11 protein-coding genes and 1 rRNA gene are annotated in these 11,727 nt (G+C 65.8%); 3 read left to right on the top strand and 9 right to left on the bottom strand.

Features of this window, described 5'->3' with window-relative positions:
• Positions 1–4: 4 nt before the first annotated feature.
• Positions 5–117, top strand: a 5S ribosomal RNA gene (gene rrf / locus ACI1V7_RS27895).
• Between the two features lie 84 nt (positions 118–201).
• Here rrf and ACI1V7_RS27900 read toward each other — a convergent pair.
• From ACI1V7_RS27900 to ACI1V7_RS27940, 9 genes are read right to left on the bottom strand one after another with little or no spacing between them, the layout of a single operon-like run.
• Entirely contained in the window at positions 202–1,356 is a 1,155-nt protein-coding gene (locus ACI1V7_RS27900) for a Gfo/Idh/MocA family protein (RefSeq protein ID WP_404535914.1), read from the bottom strand.
• Positions 1,357–1,385: 29 nt separating this feature from the next.
• Positions 1,386–2,441: a sugar phosphate isomerase/epimerase family protein gene (locus ACI1V7_RS27905; protein WP_404535889.1), complete on the bottom strand. Its 1,056-nt coding sequence runs from the start codon at positions 2,439–2,441 to the stop codon at positions 1,386–1,388.
• 15 nt (positions 2,442–2,456) lie between these two features.
• Positions 2,457–3,419 carry a substrate-binding domain-containing protein gene (locus ACI1V7_RS27910; RefSeq protein WP_404535892.1) on the bottom strand — a complete coding sequence of 321 codons (963 nt, stop codon included), beginning with the start codon at positions 3,417–3,419 and terminating at the stop codon, positions 2,457–2,459.
• Between the two features lie 53 nt (positions 3,420–3,472).
• Positions 3,473–4,504, bottom strand: a complete 1,032-nt coding sequence (locus ACI1V7_RS27915; RefSeq protein ID WP_404535894.1) for an ABC transporter permease — start codon at positions 4,502–4,504, stop codon at positions 3,473–3,475.
• Positions 4,488–5,990, bottom strand: a complete 1,503-nt coding sequence (locus ACI1V7_RS27920) for a sugar ABC transporter ATP-binding protein (RefSeq protein WP_404535897.1) — start codon at positions 5,988–5,990, stop codon at positions 4,488–4,490. The genes ACI1V7_RS27915 and ACI1V7_RS27920 overlap by 17 nt, the downstream gene beginning before the upstream one ends.
• Positions 5,991–6,003: 13 nt before the next feature.
• Positions 6,004–6,855 (bottom strand): sugar phosphate isomerase/epimerase family protein, encoded by an 852-nt coding sequence (locus ACI1V7_RS27925; protein ID WP_404535900.1) that lies wholly within the window; start codon positions 6,853–6,855, stop codon positions 6,004–6,006.
• Positions 6,856–6,883: 28 nt separating this feature from the next.
• Positions 6,884–8,623, bottom strand: a complete 1,740-nt coding sequence (locus tag ACI1V7_RS27930) for a GMC oxidoreductase (RefSeq protein ID WP_404535902.1) — start codon at positions 8,621–8,623, stop codon at positions 6,884–6,886.
• 16 nt (positions 8,624–8,639) lie between these two features.
• Positions 8,640–9,266, bottom strand: a complete 627-nt coding sequence (locus ACI1V7_RS27935; RefSeq protein WP_404535904.1) for a gluconate 2-dehydrogenase subunit 3 family protein — start codon at positions 9,264–9,266, stop codon at positions 8,640–8,642.
• A gap of 41 nt (positions 9,267–9,307) precedes the next feature.
• Positions 9,308–10,174, bottom strand: coding sequence for an AraC family transcriptional regulator (locus tag ACI1V7_RS27940; protein ID WP_404535906.1), 867 nt, complete (start codon positions 10,172–10,174; stop codon positions 9,308–9,310).
• 253 nt (positions 10,175–10,427) lie between these two features.
• Here ACI1V7_RS27940 and ACI1V7_RS27945 point away from each other — a divergent pair, with 253 nt between their 5' ends.
• Positions 10,428–11,261, top strand: coding sequence for a 3-keto-disaccharide hydrolase (locus tag ACI1V7_RS27945; protein ID WP_404535909.1), 834 nt, complete (start codon positions 10,428–10,430; stop codon positions 11,259–11,261).
• Between the two features lie 280 nt (positions 11,262–11,541).
• The coding region (locus tag ACI1V7_RS27950; RefSeq protein ID WP_404535912.1) for a hypothetical protein at positions 11,542–11,727 on the top strand (186 nt) is incomplete at its 3' end.

Here is an 11,727-nt window from a genome sequence, read left to right on the forward strand (position 1 = left end):
TATGCCTGATGACCATAGCAAGTCGGTACCACCCCTTCCCATCCCGAACAGGACCGTGAAACGACTTTGCGCCGATGATAGTGCTGCAACCAGTGTGAAAGTAGGTTATCGTCAGGCTAGTTATATGCAGAAGCCCACCAAGTGATCTTGGTGGGCTTTTTGCTTTTGGGACGCTCGTCTCATCCCTGATGAGACGAACGCCTAGACCGCCAGTCCGACCCAGCGCGAGCCGGCCGCATGGCTGGCCAGCACCGCGTCGATGAACTTCATCCCCGCCACGCCATCCACCACCGTCGGCAACGGCAGGCTCGCCTCGGGCAACGGCTGTCCCGCATCGATCGCATGGATCTGCGCGGCCGCATCCCGGTACAGCTGGGCGAACGCTTCCAGATAACCTTCCGGATGGCCACTGGGCACGCGCGTGGCGTGCTCCGCTGCGGCGCCCTGCACCCGGCCGCGCGTCAGGCGCTGCGCCACGCCACCCTGGGGTGTCAGCCATAGCTCGTTCGGATTCTCCTGGTCGAAGGACAGGCTCGCCTTCGCGCCGAACACGCGCAGCTTGAGCGCATTCTCGCAACCCGTTGCCATCTGGCTCGACCACAGCATGCCGCGCGCGCCGTTCGGATAGCGCAGCATCACCTGCACATGGTCGTCCAGCGTGCGGTCCGGCGTGAACGCATGCAGCTCGGCCAGGAGTTCGTTCGGCTGCACGCCGCTGACGAAACCGGCGAGCTGGAACGCATGGGTGCCGATGTCGCTCGTGCAGCCGGTCGGGCCGGCGCGCCGCGGATCGTTGTGCCAGTTGGTCGCCTGGAATGAAGGGGCCTGGTTCTCGGCCTCGGCCATCCAGTCCTGCGCATACTCCACGTGCACGAGGCGGATGTCGCCGATCGCGCCGGAGGAGACCAGTTCGCGCGCATGCCGCACCATCGGATAACCCGTGTAGGTATGGGTGAGCGCGAACACGCGGTTTTGCCGATGCGCCAGCGCCGCCAGCGCTGCCCCTTCGGCCAGCGCGATGCCGAGCGGCTTGTCGCAGATGACGTGGATGCCCGCTTCCAGGAAGGCCGTGGCCACCGGCGCATGCAGGTGGTTGGGCGTGACGATCGCGACGACGTCGATGCCGTCCCCGCGGGCCGCCTCGACGCGTGCCATCTCCCGGTAGTCCGTATAGCTGCGCGCCGGATCCAGGCGGATCGCGGCGCCGCTGTGCCGCGCGCGTTCCGGATCGCTCGACAGGGCGCCCGCCACCACTTCGTAGCAGTCGTCCAGGCGCGCGGCGATGCGATGCACCGCGCCGATGAAGGCGCCGTCACCGCCGCCCACCATGCCCAGGCGCAGCCGGCGTTTCGGCATTGTTGCCGCTGTACTCGCTCCGATCGCCGTCATGCCGATATCCCCATCAGCCGGCGCACCTGTTCGCGGTCCGCGCCGCTGCCGGCGAAGTCGTCGAACGCGCGCTCCGCCACGCGGATGATGTGGCGGCGGATGAAGTCCGCGCCTTCGCGCGCGCCGTCCTCCGGATGCTTGAGGGCGCACTCCCATTCCAGGACGGCCCAGCCGGCGTAGTCGTACTGCGCCATCTTCGAGAAGATGGCGGAGAAGTCGACTTGGCCGTCGCCCAGCGAGCGGAAACGGCCGGCGCGCTCCAGCCAGCCACTGTATCCGCCGTACACGCCCTGGCGTCCGTTCGGCCGGAACTCGGCATCCTTCACGTGGAAGGCCTTGATGCGCTCGTGGTAGATGTCGATGAAGGCGAGATAATCCAGCTGCTGCAGCACGAAGTGGCTCGGGTCGTACAGGATGTTCGCGCGCCGGTGGCCGCCGACGGCATCGAGGAAGCGCTCGAAGGTCACGCCGTCGTGCAGGTCCTCGCCCGGATGCAGTTCGTAGCAGACGTCGACGCCGGCGTCGTCGAAGACGTCGAGGATCGGACGCCAGCGCCGGCCCAGTTCATCGAACGCTTCCTCCACCAGCCCGGACGGGCGCTGCGGCCACGGATACATATAGGGCCAGGCGAGGGCGCCGGAAAAGCTCGCGTGCGTGACGAGGCCCAGGCGCCGCGATGCCTGCGCCGCCGCCTTGACCTGCTCCACGGCCCAGGCCTGGCGCGCCTGCGGATTGCCGCGCACGTGCGGCGCGGCGAAACCGTCGAACAGCTGGTCGTAGGCCGGGTGCACGGCCACCAGCTGGCCCTGCAGGTGGGTCGACAGTTCCGTGATCTGCAGGCCGTGCTCGGCCAGCAGCCCCTTGATGTCGTCGCAATAGGTCTGGCTTTCGGCCGCCACGTCGAGGTCGAACAGGCGCTTGTCGGTCGGCAGCTGGATGCCTTCGTAGCCCAGTCCGCGCGCCCAGCCGGCCAGGTGGGCGAGGGTGTCGAAGGGCGCTTCCTGGCCCATGAACTGGGCGAGGAAGATCGCCGGTCCCTTGATGGTCTTCATGCTGGTCCTCGTCGATCAATAGGGCGAATCGGGGAAGTAGAACTGCTTGCCGTTCTCGCGCGTGATCAGGACCGACGGCACGATCGTCTTGGCCGGCAGGGCCTGGCCCTTCAGGCGCGCGTTCGCCGTCATCTTGATGGCGTCGTAGATGAACTTGGGCGAGTAGGACACGTCGGCCTGCACCAGCTTGTCGCCGTCGAGGATCTTCTTGACCGCGAACTTGGCGCCGGCGCCGCCGAACACTTCCTTGATGTCGGTGCGCTTGGCCTGCTCGATGGCCTTCAGCACGCCGACCGCCATGTCGTCGTCGGCCGCCCACACGGCATCGATCTGCTTGAAGCGAGTCAGGTAGTCCTGCATGACCTTGAAGGCGTCGTCGCGGTTCCAGTTGCCGTACTTCGCGTCCAGCACCTTGATGTTCGGGTACTTCCTGATCTCCTCGTTGAAGGCGTTGGTGCGCTCGTTGTCGATGGTGCTCGGCATGCCGCGCAGGACGACGATATTGCCCTTGCCGTTCATGCGCTTCGCCAGGTATTCGGCCGGCAGGCGGCCGAAGGCCGTGTTGTCGCCGGCCACATAGGCGTTCTGGGCCGCGGGATTGGTCAGGCCGCGGTCCACCACCGTCACGTAGACGCCCTTGTTCTTGACCTGGGCGGCCGGCTGGGTGAGCGAACTCGATTCCAGCGGCAGCAGCACCAGCGCGTTCATCTTGTTCACCACCAGCAGGTCCTGCACCTGGTTGGCCTGCTCGGGCGTGCTGGCGGCCGTCTTGACGATGACCTTCAGCGTCGGGTTGGCCGCTTCCAGCTCGCGCTTGGCCTGGTTGGCCCACCAGACGATGCCGCCCGTGAAGCCGTGGGTGGCGGTCGGGATGGAGACGCCGAGCGTAACTTTTTCGGCGGCGATGGCCTGGCCGGCGCCGAATGCGAGGGCGCAGGCGGCGGCGAGGCAGGTCAGTAACTTGTTCGATGAGCGCATGTGGATTCCTGTTCAAATAATCGAATCAAATAATCGAATCAAATAATCGAATATCAGCGGCGGCCGCGCTGCAGATATGCGACGGCGATGATCACCACGCCCTGCACGGCGGGATTCAGGTGTACGCTGATGATGCTGGTGAGGTTGAGGATGTTGCCGATCACGGACAGCAGGATCGCGCCGACCACCGTGCCCATGACGCGGCCGGCGCCGCCGCGCAGCGACGTGCCGCCGACGACCACCGCGGCGATGGCTTCCAGCTCCCACAGGATGCCGGTGGTCGGCGTGGCCGAGCCCAGGCGCGGGACGTAGAGGACGGTGGCGATCGCCACGCACACGCCCAGCAGCAGGTAAGTAAGCACCTTGACGCGGTCGACGCGGATCGCGGCATAGCGCGCCACCTGTTCGTTCGAGCCGATGGCCTGCACATGCTGGCCGTAGGCCGTGCGGTTCAGGACGACGGCGCCGGCGATCGCCACGAAGGCGAACACCCACACCGGAATCGGCACGCCCAGCACGCTCTGGTAGTACACCGGGCCATAGGTTTCGGACAGGGTGAAGTCGAGGTTCAGCGCGCCGCCGTCCGCCAGCCAGGTCAGCACCGCGCGGAACAGGCCCAGCGTGCCCAGCGTGACGATGAAGGGTTCGATCCGTCCGCGCGAGACGAGCAGGCCGTGGGCGATGCCGAACACGGCGCCGAAGGCCAGCGCCAGCGCGATGCCGAGCGCGATGATCACGGGCGCGGATGGCGGATGGGCGCCGGCGGCCAGCGCGTTCATCGCGACGATCATGGTGCCGGCGATGAGCGCCGCCATCGAGCCCACCGACAGGTCGATGCCCCCGGAAACGATCACGAAGGTCATGCCGACGGCGATGATGCCGATGAAGGCCGTGCGCGTGAGCACGTTCATCATGTTGTCGAACGTGGCGAAGTCCGGGTTGAGCAGGCCGCCGGCGATGCACAGCAGGACCAGCGCGACGACCGGTCCGAGGCCGGTCAGCCGGCGCAGGCCGGCGCGGGATCCGGCCGTGCCAGTGTCACGTGCGATGGCAGGCTTGGTGCCCGACTCAGTGGCTGGTTTCATGGTGGGTGTCGGTTGCATGTGCGATCAGGTTTTCTTCGGTGAGTTGGTCCGGTCCGAGCACGGCCTGCAGGCGTCCGCCGTGCAGTACCGCCACGCGGTGGGCGAGGCCGATCAGCTCGATGAGCTCGGACGAGATGACGACCACCGCGCGGCCTTCCTGCGCCAGGCGATGGATGAGCGCATAGATGTCGCGCTTGGCGCCGACGTCGACGCCGCGGGTCGGCTCGTCCAGCACGACGACGCGCGGATCGGAATGCAGGTACTTGGCCAGCGCCAGCTTCTGCTGGTTGCCGCCGGACAGCGAGCGCGCCGCGCAGTCCGGGTCGCGCAGGCGGATGCCGAAATCCACGATGGCCCGGTCGAGCGCCCGGCGCCCCGCCTCGAGGTCCAGCCAGGGACGGGCGTCGCGCTCGAGCGTCATCATGGTGAGGTTCTCGCGCAGGCCCAGGTCCACGTGCAGGCCCTTGCCCTTGCGGTCTTCGCTCAGGTAGGTCAGGCCCAGGCGCATGGCGTCGCGCGGGTTGCGGATGGTGGCCGGGCGTCCATCGATCTCGATGCGTCCGCCGCTGCGTGGCCGCAGCCCGAGGATGGCTTCGAAGGCTTCCGTGCGGCCGGCGCCCACAAGTCCCGCGAACCCGAGGATCTCGCCGGCGCGCACCTCGAAGTGCAGGTCCTCGATCCAGCCAGGGACGCGCAGGTCCGCCACGCGCAGCAGCACGGGCGCGTCGGCGGGAACGAAGGCCTTGGGCTGGAACATATCGGACACGTCGCGGCCCACCATCAGGTTGGCCATCTGCTGGCGGTTGACGTCGGCCGTGCGGGCGCGCGTCACGAACTTCCCGTCGCGCATGACGACGACTTCGTCCGTGTGCGCCTCCATCTCGTCGAGCTTGTGCGAGATATAGACGATGGTGACGCCCTCCGCCTTCAGGCGCGCCATCAGGTCGAACAGCGTGCGGGTTTCGCCGGGCGACAGGCTGGCGGTCGGCTCGTCCATGATCAGCAGGCGCGCCTTGCGCGACAGTGCCTTGGCGATTTCGACCAGCTGCTTCTCGGCGACGATCAGGTCCGAAACGCGCGTGTCCGGATCGACGGCCAGGCCCACCTGCGCCAGGCAGGCGGCCGCCTCGCGCGCCATGGCACGCCGGTCGAGCAGGCCTGCGCGGGTCGTTTCGTGGCCGAGGAAGATGTTCTGGGCGATGCTCAGGTGCTCGGCCAGGTTGAATTCCTGGTGGATGAGGGCGATGCCGAGCGCCTGCGCGTCGCGCACGTCGGCAAACCGGCGCGCGACGCCGTCGACGACGAGCTGGCCCCCGGTGGGGCGCTCGTAGCCTGCCAGGATCTTCATCAGGGTCGACTTGCCGGCGCCGTTCTCGCCTAGCAGGCCGACGACGCGGCCCGGTTCGAGCGCGAAGTCGACCCCGTGCAGCACGCGCACCGGGCCGAAGTCCTTGACGATGTGGTCGAAGCGGACGGACAGGCTCATGGTCGGGACGGCGTCACTTGGCCGCGGGATCGGCGAGGACGGCCTGCAGGCCCTTCATCGAGGCGGCGACCGTCTCCAGCTGGCCCATCCCGTTCGGATACTCTTCCTGCTCGATGATGATCCAGTCGGTGCCGCCGACCTGGCGCACGGCGCGCGTCAGCGCCACCCAGTCGGTCTTGTCCTGGCCGATGATCGGCACGCCGCTGGCGGCCGGCGCGCCTTCGGCCAGCTTGGCCTTGAAGTGGGTGGTGCGGGTGCGGCCCGGATAGGTCTTCACGTAGGCCACCGGGTCCTTGCCGGCGAAGGTCGTCCAGCCCACGTCCTGCTGCATGACGGTTGCCCTGGGCGTGCCGCGCGCGATGACGTCCCAGGGCGTGCTGCCGACCGCGCCGCGCATTTCCTGGGCGTGGTTGTGGTAGCCGATAGTCATGCCCTTCGCCGCCAGCTTGCCGGAGAGGGCCGTCAATTCCTTGCTCATCTGCGCGCTCTGCTCGGTGCTGGCGCCGCGCTTGTCCATCGAGATGACGAGGCTCGTGCAGCCCAGCGTCTTGTAGAACGCCGTGGTGGCGTCGAACTTGTCGGCGGCGAGCGCGTCGAAATGCATGTGGGCGCCGGCGCATTGCAGGTGCGTCTTGTCCATGAACGCTTTCAGGCCCGCCGCGTTGTCCTTGTACGGACCGAACTCGCCCGCGAATTCCACGCCCTGGAAGCCGAGTCCCGCGATCTTCGTGAGCGTGCCTTCGAAGTCCTGCTTGATCTCGTCCTTGACGGACCACAGTTGCACGCTGATGCGCGGGTTGGTGCCGGCGTGCGCCGCGCCGGCGGCGAGCAGGGCGGCGGCAATAGCCAGTCTGGTCTTGTTCATGATGTCCTTGTTGTCGATGTCGTGTCGTTCAGATCCGGCCGGCCTTCATTTCGTCCACCGCATAGGCGGAGGCGCGCGCAGTCAGGGCCATGAAGGTCAGCGACGGGTTCTGCCAGGCGCCGGAAGCCATCGAGGCGCCGTCGGTGACGAAGAGGTTGGGCACGTCGTGCGCCTGGTTGAAGCCGTTCAGCACGGACGTCTTCGCGTCGCGTCCCATGCGCGCCGTGCCCATCTCGTGGATCGCCAGGCCGGGCGGATACTCCTCCGCCGTCGCGATGGTCCTGCGCACGTCCTTCACGCCCAGGTATTCGAGGATGTTGGCGGCGGTGTCGGCCATGTCCTCGCGCATCTTGTGGTCGTTGTCGCAATGGCTCGCATCGATGTGCAGCAGCGGCATGCCCCATTTGTCCTTCCTGGTCGGGTGCAGGCTGACGGCATTCTCGAAGCGCGGCAGCATCTCGCCCTGGCCGTGCAGGCCGAAGCGCCAGGGGCCGGGCTTCCTGATCATGGCCTTGTACTCCTTGCCGAAGCCCGGCTTGGCGGCCGCGGCCTGCCAGCCTTCGCGCGCGGCGCCGCCGGCCAGCGCATAGCCGCGCGTGAACAGGGGGTGCTTGTCGACGACATTGCGAAAGCGCGGGATGTAGGCCCCGGTCGGACGGCGGCCCTGGTAGTACTCGTTCTCGAAGCCTTCGACGCGGCCGTCGGCGCCGGCGGCCCACAGGTGGTCCGTCAGGTAGTGGCCGAGCACGCCGGACGAGTTGGCGAGGCCGTTCGGGAAGGTGCTCGACGTCGAGTTCAGCAGGATCGCGGTGGACGCCAGCGTCGAGGCGCACAGCATCACGACCCTGGCGTGGTACTCGCGCGTCTCCATCGTTTCCGCATCGATCACGCGCACGCCGGTGGCGCGGTTGGTCTTCGGGTCGTAGATCACGCTGTGCACGATGCTGTTGGTGGCGATGCGCAGGCGTCCCGTCTTCAGCGCCGCCGGCAGCGTCGAGCTCTGGGTCGAGAAATAGGCGCCGAACGAGCAGCCGCGCGCGCACTGGCTGCGCGCCTGGCACTGGACGCGGCCCTGTTCCAGGTGCGCCGCCGTGGCCCGGTTCAGGTTGGCGGTGCGGCCCATGATCATGCGCGCCGGCGCATACCGGGCGTCGAATTTCTGCTTGAACGCCTGTTCGACCGCGTTGAATTCGAACGGCGGCAGGAATTCGCCGTCCGGCAGCACGGCCAGTCCCTCCTTGCTGCCGCTGATGCCCGCATGGCGCTCGACGTGGCTGTACCAGGGCGCCAGGTCGGCATAGCGGATCGGCCAGTCGGTGCCGTGGCCGTCCTTCAGGTTGGCCTCGAAATCCAGGTCGCTCCAGCGGTAGGACTGGCGCGCCCACATCAGCGACTTGCCGCCCAGCTGGTTGCCGCGGATCCAGCTGAACGGGCGGCCGTCCGGCGTCGAATAGGGCATGTCGCGGTCGTTGTTGAAGAACTGCTGCGTGTGCTCGTCGAAGGCGTAGCACTGGCGCTGGATGGCGTACTGTTCGTCCGCCACGTGCGCGTCGACCTTGCCGCGGTTCGGCATGGTCCAGGGATCGCGGTTCTCGCCGACGTAGCCGACGCCATGCTCGACCGGGCGGCCGCGCTCGACCATCAGCGTCTTGAGCCCCCGTTCCGTGAGTTCCTTGGCGGCCCAGCCGCCGGTGATGCCGGATCCGACGACGATGGCGTCGAAGCGTTCCGGGGTGGTCTTGATGATGAATGAGGAAAGAGGTTCCATGTGAGCGAGCCTTTGTTCAGATTGCCCACGTGTGGGTGGCGCTGGTGACTTTCAGGTGGCCGATGAAGCCGCCCGGTACCGGCAGGTAGGCCAGCTCGCGCGAGGCACCCGCTTCCGAGGTGTAGTAGGCAAACGCGACATACCCCTTCAGCTGGCGGAAGAAGCGCTGGTCGCCGGCATGGAAAGGCGCCGCGCCGCTGTCGATGGCGCGCAGCAGGGACGCCTGGCGCAGCGGGGACAGCGCCGCGAACGGCTTGCCGTCGCCTGCGCGGGCCACCGCGTCGATGCGCGCCAGGCCGCTTCGGAACGCGTCCTGCGCGGGCTGTAGCGCGCACACGGCCAGCAGGTGGTCGACGGTGCGATGCGCATCGACCGCCAGCGCGCCCGGGGTGTCCGTTTGCGGAATGATCAGTTCGGCCAGCACGCCCGTCAGGGCCAGTTCGTCGGGGGACAGGTATTCGGGCGCGGCGGCCTTGGTGGCAGCTTTCGTTGTGGCCGTCGTTGCAGCAGCGAGGACGTCGCTGCTCAGCGCGAAGTCGCCCAATGCCAGGCCGCAGAACGCGGCCAGCCGCGCCAGGGTCTGGCGCCGTGCACCGTCGGGCTCTTGCGGCCCGTGATCGGTGCGGTGTTCAATGTGTGACATGCCTCTCCTCCAAGAAAGACGACGACAACAGCGATAACGCGTCAAGCGGGACTGCGGGCTCCTTGGCGCCTGGCGCCGGCCCGTCCTGCCGCCAGCGACAGCAGGTATTGTTTTGGTGTGATCCCGACGACGCTGCGGAACTGCTTGGTGAAATAACTCTGGCCGCCGAAGCCCGTCTCCGCGGCCACGCGGGCGATGCTGCCGGCGGTCGGCAGCATCCTGCACGCCTCGTGCACCTTCATGTGCAGGATGTATTGCTTGGGCGTCAGCGAGAAATGCTGCTTGAACTTGCGCTCGAACGTCGACAGCGACATGCAGGACAGCTTCGCCAGGTGGTCGATGCTGATGTGTTCCATCAGGTGCGCCTGCAGGTATTCGATGCAGGCCTTGAATTCGTGGAACGGGGCGATGGTGTCCTGGGAGCGCCGGGCATCGCGCGAAAATCCTTCGATGCCGACGATGTCGCCGTGCCGGTTGCGGATCGGCGCCTTGGTCGTGAACAGCCAGGTGAGCTCGCCCTTGCCGCTGTCGATGACCTCGAGCTTGTTCTTGACCGTGGAACCGGTGTCGATCACCGCCAGGTCGTCGGCCCGGATGCGGTCGGCGATGTCGCTGCGGAAGAAATCGTGGTCGGTCTTGCCGATGATGTCGTTTACGCCCGCCAGGTCATGCTGCTCCTGCAGCAGGCGGTTACCCCAGACGAACTGGCCGGCAGTGTTCTTGGCAAAGTAATACGTATCGGACAGGGTGTCGAACAGGGTGCTCGGCGTCGAGATGCCGTGCTCGGTAAAGAAATTGGCACATTCCTTATAAGGCAGGGCCGGCGTGCGCGTGCACGGGCCATCCTTGCGGTCCGGGTCCGGACCATGGGCGACAACCATGCCTCTGCCGATGATCAGTGTGCTCATCCTGCTGTGTCTCCGTCTCGGTGTCGGGAACTCTGAAAACGTCGTCTTCGGTTCCCTTGTGCGGTGATCTTAGCATTTGGAAAAGTTTGGACATGTCAGAAAATCGGAAAAATTTATAACGAAATCGGCAAGGTGATCGATGTTGATAGCGCTCACAAGATGAGCATGCTAGATTGGCCGCGCCTGTGTTGACAGGCATTCCAGGCGGCTCCCGCGGCTGCTGTCCAGAACAAGAAACTATAAGGAGATACCGATGATTCGCTTTCGGACGCTTGCCCGCCTGGGCGCTTTGGGCGCCGTGCTGGCGCTGTGCGCGCCGTCGCAAGCCGCCGACAATGGCTGGATGCCGCTCTTCAACGGCAAGGACCTGTCGGGGTGGACGACCTGGCTGAGTATGCAGCCGCCCGTCGACAACATGAAAGTGCCGACGTCGACGCGCGGCGCGAATACGGATCCGCGCAAGGTGTTCACGGTGGTAGATGGCACGCTGCGCATCTCGGGTGAGGAATGGGGCGCCGTGTCGACCGTCGGCGAGTACGACAACTTCCACCTCAAGTTCGACATGAAGTGGGGCACGAAGAAATGGGCGCCACGCCTGGAGACCCCGCGCGACAGCGGCATCCTGTATTACGCGGTCGGCCGGCCGGATGCGCAGGACGGCAACTGGATGCGTAGCCACGAGTTCCAGCTCAAGGAAGACGAGTGCGGCGATTACTACAGCCTGGACGGCGTGATGGTCGATGCTCATGCGAGCGATACCCATCTGGGCAACTGGACGTTCCAGCGCTACGATCCGGCGCAGCCCATCCATGCCAATATCGCCGGACGCATCGAAAAGCGCGGCAACTACGAAAAGCCGGTGGGCGAGTGGAATACGATGGAGATCATCGCCGACGGCAAGATGATCATCCACATCGTCAACGGTCACGAAGTCCTGCGTGCCGAAAACTCGCGCCAATCCGTCGAGGGCAAGGTCGTGCCGCTGACGCGCGGCAAGTTCTCGATCCAGACGGAAGGGGCCGAGGTGTTCTTCCGCAATATCCAGGTCAAACGCCTGAGCGGACCGGCCAGCGCCGAAGCGTTCTGACGGCAGCCACGCGTGTCGATGCCTCTTGCATGACAGGGGGCATCTTTGCTATAGTCTTGCTCCTCCGACGCAGACGCAGCTTCACGGCAGCGAAAGCGGAAGAAAAAGAAGAGTTGACGAGTTAGACGAAACGCTGCATAATCTCTCTTCTCTGCTGCTGACGAACAAAACGATTCGCAAGCGCAGCAAGGCAGTACGGAATTCGAGTTCTTTAACAATCAACAGTCGATAAGTGTGGGCGTTTGATGAACGTGCCAGCAGCTGTTTCGGTAGCTGCTGAATGCTTAAATTATCAAATGTTCACGCAAAAGAAATACGTTGCTTCAGCGATGAAGTGACGGTCAGTATTTTGAGTGAGCGACTCTGCAGAAATGCAGATGACACGAAAGTGTCGCAAACAGAGATTGAACTGAAGAGTTTGATCCTGGCTCAGATTGAACGCTGGCGGCATGCTTTACACATGCAA

Origin of the sequence: Massilia paldalensis, assembly GCF_044901715.1 — a bacterium.
Lineage (GTDB): Bacteria > Pseudomonadota > Gammaproteobacteria > Burkholderiales > Burkholderiaceae_D > Telluria > Telluria paldalensis.